The sequence below is a fragment of the Paenibacillus pinihumi DSM 23905 = JCM 16419 genome (assembly GCF_000422505.1).
In the GTDB taxonomy this organism is placed as follows: domain Bacteria; phylum Bacillota; class Bacilli; order Paenibacillales; family Paenibacillaceae; genus Paenibacillus_D; species Paenibacillus_D pinihumi.
Genome location: NZ_KE383869.1, coordinates 226172 through 244930, shown reverse-complemented (window position 1 = coordinate 244930; position 18759 = coordinate 226172). Strand labels below are relative to the sequence as shown.

18 protein-coding genes and 2 pseudogenes are annotated in these 18759 nt (G+C 49.7%); 10 read left to right on the top strand and 10 right to left on the bottom strand.

Going from position 1 to position 18759, the window contains the following annotated elements:
* Positions 1–47 precede the first annotated feature (47 nt).
* Positions 48–329, top strand: a complete 282-nt coding sequence (locus H583_RS0130215) for a hypothetical protein (protein WP_028563748.1) — start codon at positions 48–50, stop codon at positions 327–329.
* Positions 317–1649: pseudogene (locus H583_RS34845) on the top strand (ISL3 family transposase). Before H583_RS0130215 ends, H583_RS34845 begins: the two are co-directional and overlap by 13 nt.
* Before the next feature lie 37 nt (positions 1650–1686).
* Here H583_RS34845 and H583_RS34840 read toward each other — a convergent pair.
* From H583_RS34840 to H583_RS0130170, 8 genes are all read right to left on the bottom strand, one after another.
* Entirely contained in the window at positions 1687–2145 is a 459-nt protein-coding gene (locus tag H583_RS34840) for a hypothetical protein (RefSeq protein ID WP_051237247.1), read from the bottom strand.
* Between the two features lie 232 nt (positions 2146–2377).
* Positions 2378–2719 (bottom strand): zinc ribbon domain-containing protein YjdM, encoded by a 342-nt coding sequence (locus tag H583_RS0130200; protein ID WP_028563747.1) that lies wholly within the window; start codon positions 2717–2719, stop codon positions 2378–2380.
* A gap of 146 nt (positions 2720–2865) precedes the next feature.
* Positions 2866–3792, bottom strand: coding sequence for a DNA-3-methyladenine glycosylase family protein (locus H583_RS0130195; protein ID WP_028563746.1), 927 nt, complete (start codon positions 3790–3792; stop codon positions 2866–2868).
* Positions 3773–4324 carry a methylated-DNA--[protein]-cysteine S-methyltransferase gene (locus H583_RS0130190; RefSeq protein WP_028563745.1) on the bottom strand — a complete coding sequence of 184 codons (552 nt, stop codon included), beginning with the start codon at positions 4322–4324 and terminating at the stop codon, positions 3773–3775. Before H583_RS0130190 ends, H583_RS0130195 begins: the two co-directional genes overlap by 20 nt.
* A 68-nt stretch (positions 4325–4392) precedes the next feature.
* Positions 4393–4986, bottom strand: coding sequence for a bifunctional transcriptional activator/DNA repair enzyme AdaA (locus H583_RS0130185; RefSeq protein WP_028563744.1), 594 nt, complete (start codon positions 4984–4986; stop codon positions 4393–4395).
* Positions 4987–5223: 237 nt separating this feature from the next.
* Positions 5224–6630, bottom strand: a complete 1407-nt coding sequence (locus H583_RS0130180) for a hypothetical protein (protein WP_054708088.1) — start codon at positions 6628–6630, stop codon at positions 5224–5226.
* Between the two features lie 45 nt (positions 6631–6675).
* The gene (locus tag H583_RS0130175) at positions 6676–7446 is read right to left on the bottom strand and encodes a DODA-type extradiol aromatic ring-opening family dioxygenase (RefSeq protein WP_028563742.1); all 771 of its coding nucleotides are present in this window, start codon (positions 7444–7446) and stop codon (positions 6676–6678) included.
* 5 nt (positions 7447–7451) lie between these two features.
* On the bottom strand, positions 7452–8108 hold the full coding sequence (locus tag H583_RS0130170) for an alpha/beta hydrolase (RefSeq protein WP_028563741.1): 657 nt from the start codon (positions 8106–8108) through the stop codon (positions 7452–7454).
* Positions 8109–8434: 326 nt separating this feature from the next.
* Between H583_RS0130170 and H583_RS0130165 the strand changes: the two genes are divergently transcribed.
* Together H583_RS0130165 and H583_RS0130160 are read left to right on the top strand one after the other, a co-directional pair.
* Positions 8435–9199 carry an SDR family oxidoreductase gene (locus H583_RS0130165; protein ID WP_028563740.1) on the top strand — a complete coding sequence of 255 codons (765 nt, stop codon included), beginning with the start codon at positions 8435–8437 and terminating at the stop codon, positions 9197–9199.
* Between the two features lie 105 nt (positions 9200–9304).
* Positions 9305–9856: a helix-turn-helix domain-containing protein gene (locus tag H583_RS0130160; protein WP_028563739.1), complete on the top strand. Its 552-nt coding sequence runs from the start codon at positions 9305–9307 to the stop codon at positions 9854–9856.
* Positions 9857–9966: 110 nt separating this feature from the next.
* Here the strand turns inward: H583_RS0130160 and H583_RS0130155 are convergent, their stop codons facing one another.
* A complete protein-coding gene (locus tag H583_RS0130155) occupies positions 9967–10464 on the bottom strand; it encodes an aminoglycoside phosphotransferase family protein (RefSeq protein ID WP_154666035.1) in 498 nt (165 codons plus the stop codon).
* Positions 10465–10674: 210 nt separating this feature from the next.
* Here H583_RS0130155 and H583_RS0130150 point away from each other — a divergent pair, with 210 nt between their 5' ends.
* From H583_RS0130150 to H583_RS34835, 3 genes and pseudogenes are all read left to right on the top strand, one after another.
* On the top strand, positions 10675–11211 hold the full coding sequence (locus H583_RS0130150) for a GNAT family N-acetyltransferase (RefSeq protein ID WP_028563737.1): 537 nt from the start codon (positions 10675–10677) through the stop codon (positions 11209–11211).
* 425 nt (positions 11212–11636) lie between these two features.
* On the top strand, positions 11637–13082 hold the full coding sequence (locus H583_RS0130140) for a 4-hydroxyphenylacetate 3-hydroxylase family protein (protein WP_028563736.1): 1446 nt from the start codon (positions 11637–11639) through the stop codon (positions 13080–13082).
* A 194-nt stretch (positions 13083–13276) separates the two neighbouring features.
* Positions 13277–13624: pseudogene (locus H583_RS34835) on the top strand (GNAT family N-acetyltransferase); the annotation flags it as partial.
* A 70-nt stretch (positions 13625–13694) separates the two neighbouring features.
* On the opposite strand, the gene H583_RS0130130 reads toward H583_RS34835, so the two are convergent.
* Positions 13695–14450 (bottom strand): class I SAM-dependent methyltransferase, encoded by a 756-nt coding sequence (locus H583_RS0130130; RefSeq protein ID WP_028563735.1) that lies wholly within the window; start codon positions 14448–14450, stop codon positions 13695–13697.
* Positions 14451–14725: 275 nt separating this feature from the next.
* Between H583_RS0130130 and H583_RS0130125 the strand changes: the two genes are divergently transcribed.
* The 3 genes from H583_RS0130125 to H583_RS0130110 all read left to right on the top strand — a co-directional run bounded on the left by H583_RS0130125 (position 14726) and on the right by H583_RS0130110 (position 18258).
* Positions 14726–15094: a hypothetical protein gene (locus tag H583_RS0130125; RefSeq protein WP_028563734.1), complete on the top strand. Its 369-nt coding sequence runs from the start codon at positions 14726–14728 to the stop codon at positions 15092–15094.
* A 244-nt stretch (positions 15095–15338) separates the two neighbouring features.
* Positions 15339–16631 carry a UDP-N-acetylmuramate--L-alanine ligase gene (murC, locus tag H583_RS0130120; RefSeq protein WP_028563733.1) on the top strand — a complete coding sequence of 431 codons (1293 nt, stop codon included), beginning with the start codon at positions 15339–15341 and terminating at the stop codon, positions 16629–16631.
* Positions 16632–17055: 424 nt separating this feature from the next.
* On the top strand, positions 17056–18258 hold the full coding sequence (locus H583_RS0130110; protein ID WP_028563731.1) for an MFS transporter: 1203 nt from the start codon (positions 17056–17058) through the stop codon (positions 18256–18258).
* Positions 18259–18759 lie beyond the last annotated feature (501 nt).

Below are 18759 nucleotides of genomic sequence, written 5' to 3'. Positions count from 1 at the left end.
ACCTGATTCCAATGAAAAATAATTTGACTTAAAAAGGAGAGTTTCAGTTGTTCAATGATGTTCTCTATAGCAAAACCTACTACGTGTTAAAAGAGGCTATGCCACAAGTAGTCGATGCTCCGACAGGAGAAAAGCAGTCTATTGTTGAGAAATTGGTAGAGTTAGGTAAAGCGGTAAAGCAGCCAGAAATCAACGGTAGTGGCAAGTCTCTGATTGGCTACAAACTTATGTTGGAATTTTTCTCTCGGTACGATCAAGATACTACGAGAGGTTTGAAATTCAAATCAGAATGTAACTACTACAAGAGGAAGAAAACATGGATATATTGAAGTTATCAAATTTTAACGTAATATGCATCGCTGAAAATGAATATGACTTTCAGATACGGGTGGTGACAAACTCTCACCTTTAGCTTGTCCTCATTGCGGGTGCGTAGCGAACCTTTACAAGCACGATAACCGAGAGCAGTTGTGTATGGACTTACCTATCCACGGAAGCGTGTAGGGCTTCTCGTAAAACGTCAGCGGTATCGTTGCCGTGAATGCTCTCAGACCTTCTGGGAACGCTTAGACTACACCATAGATGAAAAGCGGAACTGTACAAAACGTTTGCTGTCCTATATTGAGAAGCAGAGCCTTAAACGCACGTTTGTCAGTATTTCCGAAGACGTTGGTCTTAACGAAAAGACGATACGCAACATTTTTCGTGATTACATTAAACGCTTGGAAGAGACATTGAGGTTTGAAACCCCTAAATGGCTCGGGATAGATGAAATCCACATTATTAAGCCCAGGTGCGTTCTAACCAACATCGAAGAACGGACACTGTTAGATGTTCTACCGAATCGGAACAAGGAGACAGTCGTACGATACCTCTCTCGGCTTCCAAACACGGCGAGAATCGCCTATGTCACTATGGATATGTGGCAACCGCATAAGGACGCTGTGAAGGCTGTGCTGCCAAAGGCAATTATCATCGTTGATAAGTTTCACGTTGTCCGTATGGCGAACCAAGCATTAGAAACCATCCGCAAACAGCTTAGAGAAGGTTTATCACCGAAAGTACGGCGTGGGCTTATGCACGACCGATTTATCCTCCTTAAGCGCCATAAAGAGCTTACAGAGATGGATAAGATTACGCTTGACCTTTGGACTTAGAATCATCCCTCTCTCGGCATTGCTTATGAATTGAAGGAGTCCTATTTCGATATTTGGGAAAGTGATACAAGACAAAAGGCATTTCTCAAATATCACGACTGGAAAACCAAGATACCAGAAGAACTCCAATCCGCTTTCGAGCCTCTTACAAAGGCTATGGCGAACTGGGAAACAGAGGTATTCGCTTACTTCGACCACCGCATCACAAACGCTTATACTGAGTCACTGAACAGCCTCATACGTGTAATGAATCGTTTGGGCAGAGGATACTCATTTGAAGCTTTACGGGCAAAAATGCTCTTTACAGAAGGGCTTGTTAAGGAGCGTAAGCCTAGGTATCAAAAGCGTCTGGATGACTATGAACATCGGGATTATAATTTCCCGATGTTCGACAAGTGGCCTCCTGTCGGTTTAGTTCGTGAACATAGTGAACAGCTTCTTGGTATCGACATTTCCACCTTGGTTGAGAAATTGGAGAAGGGCGAATTATAAGCCCTTTTCCACCATAAAATCCGAATACCCTTTTAATTTAGCTTGCCTGTATGGAAGGGTCAGAGCGCTTATGCATGCACATCTGCAAAAAATGCTCGATTTTCACATAAATCAAACCCAATACACCGAAAATAACGACGGCGCTGAAACCGTTCAGTCCGTATTGCTTAACAAATCCTGCATCATACATCTCGTGGAAAAGAAACCAGCCTGCTGCAATCCACAGCAAGACCATAATCAATCCGCGAACCAGGAAGGGCCGTGTGATCTGCTCTATTCTCTGAATTAGCAGCGATAGCGGATAGATTAAGATTGGATAGGCGGGTATAGCCGGTAATACTATGATGAGAACAAAAGCAAAGCCTAAATTGCGCAGGCCATAGTATTCAGTCGTGGTGATCTTATAGCCCTCTACATACTCCAGCAGCAATAGGGCTGAGGCGAGCAGAAAACTAAAGCAGAACCACAGAATCAGATAAGATACAAATCGCAACATAACACCGCCTTCATCTTTTAGGTATTAGACGGATTCCGGCTGGAATTAGTTTCCTCAATTAGTAGCCCTCACAAGATAGCATTCGGTACTAGACGAACCGAATGCATGCCTCTAGCTATGAAGTCGGAATACGCTCGTCAGGATATAGAAAAAGCCCTCTGCCGAGAGCTTTCATTCATTTCGTAAAACCAGGGACGTGATCAGTCGCCACTTCTATGCGTAAAAACTGGACTTAAATCTTTTTCACAAATTCGGATTTGAGCTTCATTGCGCCGAAACCGTCAATTTTACAATCAATATTATGATCGCCGTCAACCAGCCGGATATTTTTAACCCGGGTTCCGATCTTCAGCACGGAAGAGCTGCCTTTGACCTTCAAGTCCTTGATTACAGATACGGTGTCTCCATCCTGCAGAACATTCCCGTTGGCATCTTTGACAGTCTCAGCATCAAGATCAGCCGGGCTATCTCCTCCAGGCACCCATTCGTGCCCGCATTCCGGACAAATGATCAGACTGCCGTCCTGGTAGGTGTATTCAGAGCTGCACGCCGGACAGCTTGGCAAACTGGACAATAATATTCCTCCCATTCCTGGAAAATCTCTTTCCCAGTATAGTGGATTCGCTTCTGGGATGCCAGCTTCTCACAGCATATTCTTCATTTAGAGTCTAATTAATCTAATCTGGTCCATATTTAAGTGGAAAGGCCCGATTTGTTAAATCAATACAAGCTATGCCACAGATAAAAGGTCGCGTATGCTTCCCAGCCGGACCAGGGCGCGAACAGATCCTTCAGCTCGGCGGTCGTAGGCTTGCGATCCATGCCGAGCTGTGCCCGGACGGCATTTTGCAGGCCAACATCCCCGATCGGGAATGCACCCGGGTCACGCAGGCAGCGCATCCTCACATAATTGGCGGTCCATGGTCCGATGCCGCGGATGCCAACCAGCGCCTTCTCTGCGGCTGCAAAGTCTCCCAGCGCGAGCAGACCCGCACGGGACAGCTCGCCGCGCGTCATCAATGCAGCCGTCTCGATAATCGCTGCTGACTTGGCACGCGTAAATTGCAGTGACTGCAGCTCGGCAATATCCGCCTCTGCAAGGGCTGACGGATCAGGGAAGCGCCGATAGTCACAGCCCTCCCAGGACACACTCTCTCCATACGTCTCAGCGAGTCTTGCCTTGAGCTTGTATGCAAAGGGCAAATTGACCTGTTGGCCGGCAATTGCCCAACAGAGCGCCTCATACAGGTCAGGGATGCCAATGATACGAAGTCCGTAAAATTCCGCAGCCAGCTTCCCCATTACCGGATCGCCGGAGGACAGCTGATGCCAGTGCTTCATATCCCGGTCCAAATCGAACCATTCCCGGATATAGCGCTTGACGCCCTCCAGCTCCTGCCCGCTTCCCGGCTCGTCCTGGAGGAACCGGACGTAAAGCGCCTCGTCATCGGGACAGGTGATCTCCACGAGATAGCTGCGGACGGGACCGTATCCCTGTTCCGGCTCCTGTGCTGCCCTGACCAGCCGGATTACACTGCTGCCGCGCACCTCATATAAACTCTCCAACGGAGACCTTGCCATGTACTCCAAACAACGCGCGAAGCTGAAGGGCTGACGGACTGCAAGCTCAAAACTGGAACCGGGCATGACCGCCGTCCCCCACACCCTTGATCCCCTCGAGATCAAGCAGCTTGCGTTTCATCTCCAGCCCTCCGCGAAAGCCTGTCAGCTTGCGGTCTGCACCAATAATCCGGTGGCAGGGCAGCAGAACCGGAATCGGGTTGGCGCCGTTGGCCGCGCCGACGGCGCGGACAGCCTGCGGTTTGCCTATCGCGGCTGCAATTTCCCCGTAAGTGCGGGTCTCCCCGTACGGCACCCTCCCCAGTTCCTCCCATACCTGCTGCTGGAATGCCGTCCCGATAAGATCAAGCGGGATACCGCTAATCGGGTTGTGCTCTCCTGCAAAATACGCCTGTAGCCAATCGGAAATCCCTGTCCGTCTCAGAGCCTCCTCATCCTCTCTCGGCGTTCCCCCGGGGATAATACGGCTGATCCAGCTCTGAAAATCCTTCAGCCCTTCGTGCGGGAATATAATCCGGCACAGCCCGCGCTCCGTTGCCAGCACCAGCCAATCACGACCCTCCAGATTCTGCTTTGCCCACATCAAATCTGTTCTCATCCTGCTCCATTCATCCTTCCTATAGCTAATCATTCTTCATCATGCACAACCGCTTCTGTTCCAATGATTTATCTATTGTTGCTTCCGGCTGGCTGCTCCCCCTTGGCCTGCACGCTATCCCGGTATTCCGTCGGCGAAGCCCCTGTCTGCTCCTTGAACCACGCGGCAAAATGCGAGGCGTTCTTGTAGCCGACAGAGGCAGCCACTGCCTGAACGGGCAGCTCCCCTTTCTCCAGCAGTGTCCGGGCTGCGCTCAATCTTGTCGCATGCAGCCTCTCAATTGGCGTCCTTCCGCTTACCCGCTTGTACGTGCGCTGCAAATGATACGGGCTGACAGCCAATTGATCCGCCAGTTTCTGCAGCGTTAGCGCCGATTGGTAATTGGCTGCGATCAGGGCATCCGTCTGCGCCGCAAGCATGGCATCCGGGTTCAATGCCCCGGGAGTATCCGGCTTGCACCGCTTGCAAGGGCGGAATCCTTCTCGCACAGCCGCCTTCAGGCTCGGGTAGAGCGTAATATTCTCCTGCTTGGGTGTGCGTGCCCGGCACGAAGGCCGGCAGACAATCCGCGTTGTTTTTACACCTGTATAGTAAATGCCGTCGTACGTCGATTCCCTCTTCACGATGGAGTCGTAGACCTTGTTGAATAACTCAGCGTCCATGCTTTACCCTCCCTTTTCATAAGGAGATCTCCTGTTGCCAGTATAACCTTGTTAAGCCGGTAGCCCAAGCTTTCCCGAATACGACAGCAACTTTTCGATAGTCTTCCCTGTACAAATTCTGATACTCTTCTGCCGCCCCTTGCAAAACTTATGAAAAAGCGAAAGCAGGGCCCGGACCGGCTGCTAAAACACAAAAAGAACCCCTGAATAATGGGGTTCATCACAAGAACACAAGAATCAAGCGAAGACAAGCGCCAAATAGAGAAGGAGTGCGATGGCCATGACCGCTGTAAATTTATAATTCGGCTTGGCCAGCTCGAATACCGACCTGTTCAGCAATCCGGCCAACAAGTTATTCACCGCCGAAGCCGGTGAAATCGGGTTGGAAATGCCCCAGCTGCCAAGCAGCAGCACAGCGAAGTAGACCGGACTGATGTGAACGACTGCCGGATCAATGCCTGTCGCAAGGACTGTTACGGGTACAATCGGATGCAATCCGATAAGCGAGGACAATGTAATTGCGAGAACAGTCATGACGGAAAAAGACAGGACAACCGGGAGCGGAATATGCTCCAGCAACCCGGGAATGTAAGCTCCGAAGCCTGTTGCGGCGATCGAACCGCTGAAAAATCCGGCTGCCAGAAACAACGTAATCTCCTTTTGTAGCGCCGGCAGTGTCACCGTCACATGATTGCGCAGCCCTTGCCAATAGGACGGCATGGAGCCCTTGGACAGGCACCAGACGACAGGGAAGATCACCGCAGTCATACAGGTAATCAGCACCATCGGCAGTTCTGCCAGCTCCTCCATCAGAAGAATAATGGCAATAGCCAGTATCAGGTATAGCCCAAGGCTGAGCGGAAATGCTGCGGACTCCCGTTTCTCTGCCCGTACTCCTGACTGCCTGTGCATAGCACTGTCACTATCTGCTGCTGCCGGGACTCGCTTCTCCTCCGGTACATTCGCCTTTTGTCCCAGCCCCTTCCAGTCTACCGCTATACTTGCCAGAAGACTAAGCAAGGACAAGCCGATCAGGTAAGGCAGCAGCGAAGACCAGGACACGGCAAGCGCCGAGGTGACCAGCGCCATAGCGGCAAAATAGGGTGACCAGAAGATCGCGCCACCGAATCCGCGGTTCATGGCACTTGCAAGGAGTCCTGACATGCGCGGTGAATATGACCTGACAAAGGCTAAATGATACACGACAGGTATGGACCCCACATTAATAAATGCCCCCATGATCTGTGTCAAAATCTGTGTGCCGATATATAGAACAGTCCCGCTGCTTACACGTCTGGCATAGAAGCGCTTCAAAGCTTCCACATAAGCGGGAATACGGACCGGAATCCCAAACAACGGCGCAAACACAAACAACGTAACCAGCGTGACGTTAATACTTGCCGCTTCCAGCCAGTAATTCAAGTCTGCCCGCTGCACCAGCATCAGTGTGACGCCGCCCGCCAGGAAGAGCACCGACAGCCATAGCGCCGCTCCTTTCAGCTTGGGCAGCAGCATCAGCATCGCCACAAAAACAAGACCGCCAAGCACTCCATTTAGCGGTCCCCAATGCGTAAGCTGCTGTGCAATGTACACAGCAGCCAGCAAAAATATAATCATTCTGTCCATAGAAGCTTTTACGTTCATTGCCACACTTGCCGCCTTCTTTACTCAGGGTTTTACGGCAGCATCTTAGTTAAACTGCCAGCAGCTCAGGCTCAAATTGCCGTATTGGTAGCTGCGGTGCACCAGCTTGGCCTGCCGCTTCGCATCCCCGCTCCCCATCGCCAGCAGCAGCGGAATAAAATGCTCATTTGTCGGAACAGCCTCAGCAGCATAAGGGGCCAGCTCCCTGTAATTGAACAGCGCTTCTGTGTCCCATGCCTCCAGCTTGCTCTGAAGCCAATTATCGAACTCCCCGGCCCATTCGTCAACCCCGTCTGCCCGCCAATCCAGTCTCCGCAAATTATGCACGGTGCCGCCGCTGCCGATAATCAGTACATCCTGCTCGCGAAGCTTCGACAGCGCCTTGCCGATCTCATACTGCTGCGCATTGGTCAAATGACGGTTGACCGACAGCGCGACCACCGGAATATCCGCCTCCGGATACAATAGTTTCAACACAGCCCATGCCCCGTGATCAAGCCCGCGCTCATTGTCGCTCTGGCTTTCAATTCCATGCTCGGCGAACAGCTCCTGAATCTGGCTGCTCAGCGCCTGCTCTCCTTTTGCAGGGTAGGTCATCCGGTATAGCTCATCCTGAAAGCCTCCAAAATCATAAATGGTGCTGTATTGATCTGCCGTGCTCACCGTCTGCACCGGCTGCTCCCAGTGTGCGGAGAACAGAACGATCGCTTTTGGTTTTGGCGTTTCTCCTGCAAAGTTTTTCATCAGTTCGGTGTATCCATTATGTTCAAGAACAATTGAAGGCGCACCATGCGCAAAAAAGTAAGATGGAATCATCGTCATCACTCCTTAGTTTGAATGGGCAAATCCGCTTGCAGCCACTTCACATAATCCTGCACATTTTTCACAGATACGGTATGGTCGGTCGGATATAGACGGAAGGTCAGCTCCTTGGTCCAGCTCCTAAAATAATCTGCTGTCTCATGTCCAATCCGGACCGGAAATACGTGGTCAAATTCCCCGTGGGAGAGGAACACCGATACCTGCTCCCCTGGCGCAAGGATATATTCGCTCTTGACGAACTCCGGCACATAGCCGTTCAGGGCGACGATGCCCTTCAACTGCTCCCCCATCAGCAGCGCCAATGTCATCGACAGAATGGCACCTTGGCTAAAGCCGAGCAAATACCGGCGGTTGACATCAATCGGATACTTGCCGGAGGCATAACGGATAAATTCCTGAAGCTGCTGAACGGATCGGTCGAACGACTCCCGGACCGGGTTGCCCAGGCTTTTCAGCTCATAGTATTGATACCCCGCTCCTAACGTAAGATCACCGCGGATGTGAATCCGGATAAAATCTTCAGCAAACGGCGCCGTCAGGCCTGACATGTTCTTCTCATTGGAGCCTTTGCCGTGAAGGGTGAAAATCACCGGATACTGCCGGTCCGGCTTTATATTGCGCGGCAGTTCAACATCATAGACATAATGCGGATTCATTCTTATCAGCCTCCCATGCCGCTCATCGGGTTTGCAGCGACGACGTTTATTTAATAAAATATTAGTAATATAAAATTTATTTTTATATAAGTAATATAATTGTTGTATGCTGGCATGTCAATCAGAAAATTGTTACTATGAATTCAATAAACGGTACGAGCATTGAAGACAAGTTTCTTTCGATAAAGCTCCCATTTCCTTTCAACGCCCGCGATTCCCAACAGCCCCACCCGGGTTGTCCTGTCTCCTGATCGAATAGGAGCGCAACATTTCCGCCCTCACCTTGTGCTATAACTTTTATGAACACCAGACAAGGAGATGAAAGCATGGGTAAGTTAAATGGAAAAATTGCATTGGTTACGGGAGCCAGCCGGGGGATTGGACGCGGAATTGCGCTGCGTCTTGCCCAAGATGGTGCACTGGTCGCCGTACATTATGGAAGCAGGCAAACGGACGCGGAAGAAGTTGTTCATCAAATTCGGCAAAATGGCGGCTTTGCCTTTGCTGTCGGTGCGGACTTGAGCACAGTTGATGGGGTGCAAGGTTTGTTCTCGTCTCTGGATGAAAGGCTCCGGGAACATACGGGCGACAGCCGCTTTGATATTTTAGTCAATAACGCCGGCATCGGTCAGATGTTGACGATTGAAGAGATGACCGGGCAGGCTTTTGATGAAGTAATGAATATAAACGTCAAGGGGCCGATATTCACAACCCAGCAGGCCTTGCCGCGTTTGAATGACGAAGGACGGATTATCAATATATCTTCCTTTGTTACACGGATGGCTCTGCCGGGCGTGTTCGCTTACAGTATGTCAAAGGGCGCTATCAATACCATGACGAATATTCTCGCGCAACATCTGGGAAACCGCAGTATTACGGTGAATGCCATCATGCCTGGTTTTATTAATACCGAAATGAATACAGCAACCTTGCAGGACCCGGAAGGGCAAAAATATGCGGCTGGCTTATCTGCCTTTAACCGGTGGGGCGAGCCGGAGGATGTCGCAGATATCGCTTCCTTCCTGGCTTCTTCAGACAGCCGTTGGGTTACCGGACAACTGCTTGATGCAAGCGGCGGTTCCCATCTTTAATGGGTAAAAGGCGCACAGGCCCGGCTGTACAGCCGGGCTTTACAACCTGAGGCCGCTCGCCGGAAAGCATCGATTATTATAACTTTTGAAGGGTGTGTATCAAACATGGATATCGGCTCCAACATACGGGCCATCCGCAAACGCAAAAAAATTACAATCTCACAAATATGCGAGGAAACAGGACTTTCGCAGGGCTTCATGAGCCAGGTGGAGACGAATAAAACCTCCCCCTCCATTGCTACACTGGAGAATATCGCCCGGGCGCTCAGGGTGCCGCTCGCCTATCTGCTGCTGAAAAAAGATGAACGGATGCAAATTGTCCGCAGTCATGAGCGGAAGATGACCACAAGCGGGTCGGAGAGGTTAAAGGTAGAGCATCTAAGCTCCACAAAAAATGTCCGGATGATGCTCGTTGAGCTGCCTCCGGGAGCTTCTACAGGCGCTGAGCCCCACGCTCATGAGGGTGAGGAAGTGCACATGGTTGTCAAAGGGAGAATTTACGCGGAACAAGGAGAAGATTCGGCTGAATTTACAGAAGGAGATTCCTTCTCCTGGAATGCCTGTGTCCCCCATCTGGTAAAAAACATCGGGGACGAGTTGGCCCTCGTACTCATTTCCGTCTATACAGAGACAGATGAGGCTGTAGAATATTTATAAGCCGAGGGAAAGAAAAAGAAATACCACCCCATTCTAAGGAGTGGTATTCCGGCTCGTTTGAGACCGCCTCTACATGATACGTCCCAGTGTTGCCAGATGCGGATTGTTCTTTATGATTCCCCTGATTTTCGCCAGGATACCCTTCTCTTGCCGGCAAAGCAAAATGCCCCGGATACAAACGATCGCTTCAAAGCTGTCAGCTCTTCTTGCGACATCGGATGTTCACCCAGATATGCTGCACGAAATATGGAAGCCAGCCGTTCAGAGACAAAAACTCTCTGAAGCAGGAGCGACCAGGCAAAATCATATCTCGGGTCGCCCCGCTGTCCGTTCGTCCAGTCAATGACTGTGAACTGCTCACCATCCTCTACAATATTATCTAAATGGTAGTCTCCATGAATGAGCTTGTCCTGCCGGATTTTTACCTGATCGACCAGTGTACGCAGCAACAGATGCTGCGGAAGCTGCACCCCCGGCATTTCTTCTGGCGATAACCGGTTGATTTCAAATAAAATCTGTGCAAGCCTCCTCATCTTCCGGGCATTTAAAGGCGCTGCAGACTCTCCATCGAATGTAGTCAGCAGCACCTGGCAACCTGCTTGTTTCATGCCAATGTATGGCTCCAAATGAATGATTCACTATCGTTCCCCTCCTGTATACAGTTCCTTTTTCTTCTTTTTACAAAATTATACACAATCTCTGTCCAATGGCGCAGACAAAAGATATAATTTATCATTAATAGAGATATAACATCCGAAACAAGCAAGCCTTATCTTTCAGAGGGAAACAAAATGAACAGCATGAGAGGGTGTAAGGATATGAACATCAGACAGGCTGCGGCAGAAGACGCTTATGGAATCGCACATGCACATTTAGAAGCATGGCATCAAGCATACAAGAACATTATAGACGAACAGACTTTGGCCCAAATGAAGCTGGACCATCGAATCAAAATGTGGGAGGAATCACTTCGCAACCCGCAGCCGGACAAACCAATCTACGTCGCTCAGGATACGGACGGCTCTATCGTCGGATTCGCCTCCGGGGGGCCAAGCCGTAAACCGGACAGTAAATGCCAAGGGGAACTTTACGCCATTTATCTGCTAAAAGACTTCCACGGCAACAAGACCGGGACCCGGCTATTCCACCATATTGCGGCAGACCTTCATGGGAAAGGCATGAACTCCCTGCTCGCATGGGTCTTAATTAAAAATCCTTCGCTTGCCTTCTACAAGAAGCTAGGGGGCGCAGAGTTCGAACGGGGTACTTATGCAATCGGCGGGCAGGTACTGGAGAACGTCGCCATGGGCTGGCCAGATATCCGGGATTTGTTAGAGCGGCTCAAAGACAATTAAACACAGCGGTTAGGCCATCTCATCAAACTTGGCGGAACATTCAGTACGGGCGGCACCAATTGCGCAATTCAAAGCAGAGGCACCAAGCAGCAGCATGCGGTAGGCGAAGGTGGAACAGCAGTGAACAAATGGCTGGGCAAAGGAAAAAGAAGATCGCGGCGTTAGTTGACACCCATAAACTTAAAATGCAGAAAAAGCTTTCTTCGGAGCGTTGTGATATACGAGGCATGCCGGCCGGACTCCAACTTTTAGCAGACATGTCATGGCAATCATAGGACGTAACTGGTCTGATCGTTCATACGGTCAATGCGGTTACGTCCTTCTTCATGCCCTTAGGGCAAGAGCGGATATTGTGGAACAAAAAGGAAATTTTTGAGAAGCGGAATATAATGATGAATGACTATAGTTGAATGGGGGTACATGAATTGGCAATTAAAGACGGAGAGCAATATTTGCGTTCGATAAACCAGCTAAAGCCTTCAGTAATATTTAAAGGAGAACCTCTTACTGGCGATATTTCAGAGCATTTTGCCTTTCGCGGACTTTTGTCTACCCAGGCCTCCCTGTATGACATGCAGGGGCAAGAGGAGTATATCGACAGCATGACTTACCTATCCCCGCATAGCAGTGAACCTGTCGGCTTATCATTTATATTGCCAAAAACGAAAAAGGATTTGAAAAGGCGCAGAGCGATGATGTCTTTGTGGGCAAGTCGGCATTATGGATTTTTGGGGCGCTCTCCGGATTATATGAATATTGCCCTAATGGCTTATGTGTCTGCCGCGGATGTCATTTCCCCTTCCAACCCTGAGCATGCAGAAAATCTCAAAAATTATTACATGTACTGCAGGGAGCATGACATTACATTGTCTCACGCGTTTATTCAACCTGCCGGTACTCGTTTATCCGCCTTGACGGACTCGTTTGAAGATTCGATCGCAGCCAAAGTTCACGAATATAATCAGGACGGGATGATTGTCAGCGGGGCATTTTTCCTGGCAACCCAAGCGGCTACATCTGAGGAAATCCTGATTTATCCGCCCCCTACGTTACAGCTCGACGAACACAACCCGTTTACTTTCGCATTCGCAATCCCCATTAATACGCCTGGTGTCACGCTGGTCTGCCGTGAAAGTTACGTACATGGCGATTCAACCTACGATTATCCGTTAAGCTCACGATTTGAAGAAATGGATACCCTGGTGATCTGTGACCAGGTACAGGTGCCAAGAGACCGGATCTTCCTTTACGGAAATGCATCCGTTGCCCACGAGCTGGCTCAAGAAAGCCAATTTCACGCCCAGGTCAGCCATCAAACACTATGCCGCTATATCGCGAAAACAGAATTTTTCCTGGGCACTGCGGAGAATTTGGCAAAGCTTGTCGATTTGCATTCCGACACCATGAATGAACAAATCTCCGAAATCATCGTTGCTTTGGAAATTTTAAAATCCTTGCTCGTTCAAGCTGAAGAGAAGGCGAAGAAAAACAAATGGGGTGTCATGGTGCCGGATAAGGGCACAATGCTTGTCACCAATACCTACTTCCCCAAGATCTATCCGCGAATGGTTGAGATTATTCAACAATTGGCAAGCAGCCGGATCGTCATGATTCCTTCTGAAAAGGATTTGCAGAATGATGCGTCCTACGACCTGAACAAGTATCTTAAAATCTCCGACACGGAAGCTTTTGATGTAATTGCTTTGAATCGGCTTGCTTGGGAATTGAGTTCAAGCTCTTTTGCAGGACGGCAAGTGCAGTATGAACGCTTCTTCTTTGGAAGCCGGCAGAACGTAATCAACCGGTTGTATCAGGGTTACAGCGGACTGAGAGATTCCAGCGAATTGATTTCCCGCTTCCTGGAATCGTGATGAGGCCGAACAATAGCTCAATTACAGGTCATGTATAAAGAACAAGGGGCTGCCTATGGCGGCTCCTTCTTGATTTTTGATCCCGTAATTCCAAAAAAACCAAGGATAAAGACTCAACTGGAGCAAGCAGATTCAATTATGATACAGTATAAGGTGAACGGGAATGGGACCCGGTACGGACGCAGCTCTCCAAGTTCTTGGTGTACAAGCAGGAAGAGCCCGGGCGCATAATTGGAATGATCGCTCTGAGCAACATCGTCAGAGGCCCGTTTCAGTCGTGCTATTTAGGCTATCGGCTGGATCAGGGGGAAGTAAACCAGGGCTTCATGACGGAAAGTCTTGCACGTGTCATCCGTTACGCCTTCGATGAGCTGAGGCTGCATCGGATAGAAGCCAACATCATGCCAAGAAATTCCGCTTCCTTGAAGATGGTTGAGAAGCTGGGATTCAGCTCTGAGGGCTTGGCACGGAAATATCTGAAGATCAATGGAATATGGGAAGACCATATTCATATGGTCCTGCTTAACGAAGCGGTGGAATAAAGAATCCCCGTTCATATCCTACAGCTTGAGAGCCATCCTGCACAGGACGGCTCTCAAGCTTGCTGTTATCCTATACCTCGCCCCAGTAGACCTCGGTCTCATAATCAATGGTCACCTGGCCATCCTGTTCATACCGGTCGAATAAGGTTTTAAGCTCCTGTATCATCGGTTCATAGCCGGGGTGTCCGGGCTCCGGAATGAAGGAGGAAGACAGTAGCCGGCCGCTCAGCCCCTCATAATCAAATGCCTGTTGAATGGTGAACCGCGCTTCCTGCATACTGCCCGGCTTGAAAAATGGCGACAGGTCTGCTGAGGATATTTTCCGCTCCGCCATGTTTTTATACTCCATTCCAAAGGTATGGATCAGACGGTCATAAGCTCCCCGGAAAGGAGTGCCCTGAGTCAGTCTGGTGTTCCAGATCAGCACAGCCTTGCCCCCTGGATGGAGCACGCGTCTGAATTCCGTCTGCGCCGCAGAACGGTCGAACCAATGGAAGGACTGGGCACATACGATAAAATCTGCAGAATGATCCGGGAGCCCTGTCACCTCAGCGGACCCTGCAACCGCATGAAACCGCTCTTGCCCGCCAAGCTTCTCCAGCGCGGCCTCCCGCATCGCCTGATTCGGCTCCACAGCCGTTACACGGCTTCCACGCTCAAGCAGCCGTTCAGAGAAAATACCCGTCCCCGCCCCGATATCTGCCACCTTGCTATCCGCTCCCAGGCCAACAACCGTATACAAATAATCGACCGCCTCCACCGGATAACTTGGACGATACTTCACATAGGTGTCTACCCGGTTGGAAAACCGCTCTTTGCTGTTCATCAGATTCACTCTCCTGATCCTATGAGGAATGGTCTTTCAATGCTGAACTGAGTTTCGCTGGATGAAATTTTATTTCGTTTATTTTTCCCAGTTTATAATAATCCCCGTCGATTAACCACCTCTATTAACCAATTGGGGCAGGTATGAACAGCGGCTGCAACTTCCCCATATAACAAATTCCATCCAGAGCACATCCATACTCCATTCAAACTCCAGATACACAAGCTAAACTTCTAATTGTTCAACAAATTCAAACCTAGAGGAGCTTGATCACAATGAAGAAGAAATTGATGATGTTAGGAACTGTTTTGGTTATTTCCGCCGTGTCCGCACAGGCTGCATTTGCTGCCACACCGAATGAAAATTTGCAGGGTCAAGCAACGCTCTCCGTCTCCGAAACCCAATTTGATATGTCCAAGTTTGACTGGTCCAAGGTTAAACAAGGAAAGGCTGTGGAGGCGGGCAAAGTGTCCGAAGCAGCAAAAGGCACATTGACATCTCCTGGCGGAGGCAAGAGTATCAGTGCTCCTTCGCTTGCAGCGACTGACGCTGAGATTGACCTTTCCAATGTCAGAGAAGGCAAAGCCAAAGCCATCGGAAAAGTGTCCGGTACCTCGAAAGGCGCAACTACAACCAAGAAATAAACAATAGACATGAGGTATTTCCCTGCATGAATCCTCCCCTTTAAGCATTCGGGTTTAACCAAAACCCGGCTGCTTAAAGGGGAGTTTCTTTTGTCACAAAGTGAAGCGACTAATGTTAAAATTCCTTCAGATCCCGGATTCCGGGTGAAGTTCAGGAGACGAGCTTGTATAATAGTTTTTATGGGCAATCGCACAATTCGTTCTCTAACATATACTATCTCGATTACTTTTTCTGGAGGTCGCTATGGACAACTTTCACTTTATCGGCATTAAAGGCAGCGGAGTGAGTGCACTCGCACAAATTCTCTCCGATCTTGGCCACCAGGTTCAAGGAGAGGATACGGATGCCTTCCTCTTTACGCAGACCCCTCTTGATGCACGTAATATTCCGCTGTACCCGTTTGGGGAGGCGCCTTTGACACCCCATATGAAGGTGATCGCCTCTAATGCTTATGACAATAATCATCCCTCCGTCCTTCGATGCAAGGAGCTGGGCATCCCCGTACAGCGTTATCATCATTTCCTCGGCGAATGGATGAAGGGCTATACGAGCATCGCGGTGACGGGAGCTCACGGCAAGACGACAACAACCGGGATGCTCGTTCATGCGCTGCAGGCCGGAGAACCGCCATGCAGTCTCATTGGGGACGGGACAGGGACAGGGAACCCGGATTCCAATTTGTTTGTATTTGAGAGCTGCGAGTACCGGCGGCACTTCCTGGCCTATGAGCCCGATATCGCGGTCATTACGAATATTGATTTTGACCATCCCGATTACTTCACAGATGTTGATGATGTCCGCAGCGCTTTTCAGGCTATGGCTGCCCAGACAGGCAAGCAACTGGTCGTATGCGGGGATGATCCTCAGGTGCGGCTGCTCGAGACCGCCAAGGACACGATTTACTACGGCTTTGGGACAGATAATGAGCTCAGGGCATCCAATGTAACGGTAGAGCGGGACGGCGTAGTCTTCGATGTTCATTATAAAAATACCGCCATCAGCCGGTTCAAAATACCGGTATTCGGGAACCACAACGTACTTAACGCTTTGGCGGTCATCGGTGTCGCACTTGTATTGGATCGCGATATGGAAGGGGTAAAAGCGCAGCTGGCCACTTTCGCGGGAGTGAAGCGCAGATTTACGGAAAGGCAGTGGGGCAGCAACGTTGTCATTGATGATTATGCCCATCATCCATCAGAAATCCGGGTCACCCTTGAAGCTGTCCGCAGCAAATATCCGCAAAGGAAGGTCGTCAGCATCTTCCAGCCGCATACGTTCAGCCGTCTGGAGAAGCTGATGGATGATTTTGCCCTGTCACTCAAGGATGCCGATGATGTATTCCTGTGTCAGATTTTCAGTTCCGCCAGGGAGGGGGCCGGTAACGTCTCGATTGAAGACTTGAGATCACGAATTCCGAACGCCCGTCTTGTCTCCGATGATATTCGCTCTGATATGTCCGGTTACGATGATTCCATTCTCGTGTTTATGGGAGCCGGGGATATCCAAAAATATCAGGACCAATTGCTCCAATCATAAAACGCCCGGCATTTAAAATAGACCGCCCTGCCACAACAGCTACTGTCATGGCAGGGTTTTGTATTGCAAAAATCAGCTTCTCTCCACATCGAGCCGGAACAATAATGAATTCCGGCCCATCTATTCCCAAATGGTCTATCACAAAAATAAATGGCTCTCCCCTGCACTGTCCGAATTTATCAAGCTGACCTTAAAACATGCAGCGGACTGGACCTCGTCGCGTCCATCTGCCTCAGAAGCGATTGGACAAGAATTCTGAGAGCAAACAGGGATTCGCAAATTTGGGAACAATTTTTACACAAAAGTCCTTGATTCCTGAGCCGGAAAGTCACAAAATAGGGAAGGTGGCTGCTGCTGCGGGCAGTGTCCGGCAGCTGAGACCGGCAGCACAAATGACATATCATTGAAAGGTGAACACAGCATCATGGGATTATCTGATTCTGCTCTACCCAATGAGAAGGCCGCGAACAAATCGTTCCCCATCTCATTGATTTCCTTAACCGTCGGTGCCTTTGCCATCGGGATGACTGAATTCGTCATTATGGGCATTCTCCCGAATGTTGCCGATGACTTAGGCGTCAGTATTTCGGCGGCTGGACAGCTCATTACGATGTACGCCCTGGGCGTAGCCGTAGGGGCGCCCATACTGACGGTTCTAACGCGCAAAATCCCGCAAAAGAAACTGTTACTTTTTCTGATGGGATTATTTATTTTTGGCAATGTCATGGCAGTAGTAGCTCCCAACTATTCGATTCTAATGGTTGCCCGGCTAATTACCGCACTCACGCACGGGACGTTCTTTGGGGTTGGCGCCGTTATCGCCTCGAATCTGGTCCATCCCGACAGGCGCGCCGGGGCTGTTTCTCTGATGATGGCTGGTCTTACAATCGCCAACATTATCGGGGTTCCGATCGGGACCTTCATCGGGCAAAACATGGGATGGCGGGCTTCCTTCGCCGCGATTGCCATTATGGGTGTCGTTACGATGATCGGCATTATCATCTTTATTCCGAAGCTCAAGCAGGAGAAAGCTGCAGGCATCATGCAGCAAATTTCGGAACTGGTTAATCCGCGGCTATTGATTTTCCTGCTGATTGCTGTACTAGGGAACGCCGGATTGTTCGCGGTTTTCACCTACATCACACCGCTGCTGGTGCAGGTGACCGGCTTTGCCGAGCATAGCGTAACGTGGATTCTGATCCTGTTCGGTGTCGGCGTTACCATCGGTAATCTTATCGGCGGCAAGCTCGCAGACTGGAAGCTGATGCCTGCCCTTCTCGGCATTTACTTCACGATCTGCGTCCTGCTGACGCTGTTTACCTTTACCGTCTATAATCCGATTGCCGCTGTCATTACCATCTTCCTGTGGGGCGCCGCTTCGTTCGCCGTATTCCCGGGGATGCAGGTGCGCATTATGAGTCTGGCCCAATCAGCTCCTGCCTTGGCTTCCACGACCAGCCATTCCGCCGGTAACCTGGGGAATGCAACAGGCGCCTTCATCGGAGGACTGGTCATTACGCACATGTCCTTAACGGCTCTGCCATGGGTTGGAGCTATACTGGTAGGGCTGGCCTTGTTGCTAGGAATCGCCTGTCTGATGTGGGACCGCAAGTTCGAGCGTGCATAGCAGTGTAGGAAACAGAGCCCCGGCTTCGCGAAGAAGCCGGGGCTTGTATGTGTAATCGTTATTTTGAGTTATTTGCATACCCATACCGGGTTGTATGAACTAACTCATTCATTTGTTAATAAATAAGAAATGATGGTTATTTTTGTCGGATTTAATACATAGCGACTTTATATTCTTATTTCTGTTGACCAAATTTTACCTTATAATTATAATAGAATTAATTTACTAAATAGTAAGTAGTTTCATATATAAAAACACTCAAAATCGACGTTACCTGAACCTCCCGGAGCTCCTTTCTTCAACCCGGAGCATCTGGTAAAATCCTCTACTCTTCTATTATATAGTCGTTGTACAACAAATCACTAAAATGACTACGCTATTCAAATAACCTCATCCTAGTCTTTCTCTCACAGCTCTAGTGCGCATATGTTCAGCCAGGACAAGCAACTCTCCAACAACTTCTCCCTTACACCTTGGTCCGGATGACCTCCAGATCAGACT

Bases quoted from the DNA above. Each gene is read 5' to 3' on its own strand.
- H583_RS0130175 (WP_028563742.1), bottom strand. From the start codon at position 7,446: ATGATTCCATCTTACTTTTTTGCGCATGGTGCGCCTTCAATTGTTCTT.
- H583_RS0130180 (WP_054708088.1), bottom strand. From the start codon at position 6,630: ATGAACGTAAAAGCTTCTATGGACAGAATGATTATATTTTTGCTGGCT.
- murC (WP_028563733.1), top strand. From the start codon at position 15,339: ATGGACAACTTTCACTTTATCGGCATTAAAGGCAGCGGAGTGAGTGCA.
- H583_RS34840 (WP_051237247.1), bottom strand. From the start codon at position 2,145: ATGTTGCGATTTGTATCTTATCTGATTCTGTGGTTCTGCTTTAGTTTT.
- H583_RS0130185 (WP_028563744.1), bottom strand. From the start codon at position 4,986: ATGGACGCTGAGTTATTCAACAAGGTCTACGACTCCATCGTGAAGAGG.
- H583_RS0130130 (WP_028563735.1), bottom strand. From the start codon at position 14,450: ATGAACAGCAAAGAGCGGTTTTCCAACCGGGTAGACACCTATGTGAAG.
- H583_RS0130165 (WP_028563740.1), top strand. From the start codon at position 8,435: ATGGGTAAGTTAAATGGAAAAATTGCATTGGTTACGGGAGCCAGCCGG.
- H583_RS0130195 (WP_028563746.1), bottom strand. From the start codon at position 3,792: ATGCCCGGTTCCAGTTTTGAGCTTGCAGTCCGTCAGCCCTTCAGCTTC.
- H583_RS0130190 (WP_028563745.1), bottom strand. From the start codon at position 4,324: ATGAGAACAGATTTGATGTGGGCAAAGCAGAATCTGGAGGGTCGTGAT.
- H583_RS0130160 (WP_028563739.1), top strand. From the start codon at position 9,305: ATGGATATCGGCTCCAACATACGGGCCATCCGCAAACGCAAAAAAATT.
- H583_RS0130155 (WP_154666035.1), bottom strand. From the start codon at position 10,464: ATGAAACAAGCAGGTTGCCAGGTGCTGCTGACTACATTCGATGGAGAG.
- H583_RS0130150 (WP_028563737.1), top strand. From the start codon at position 10,675: ATGAACATCAGACAGGCTGCGGCAGAAGACGCTTATGGAATCGCACAT.
- H583_RS0130125 (WP_028563734.1), top strand. From the start codon at position 14,726: ATGAAGAAGAAATTGATGATGTTAGGAACTGTTTTGGTTATTTCCGCC.
- H583_RS0130110 (WP_028563731.1), top strand. From the start codon at position 17,056: ATGGGATTATCTGATTCTGCTCTACCCAATGAGAAGGCCGCGAACAAA.
- H583_RS0130170 (WP_028563741.1), bottom strand. From the start codon at position 8,108: ATGAATCCGCATTATGTCTATGATGTTGAACTGCCGCGCAATATAAAG.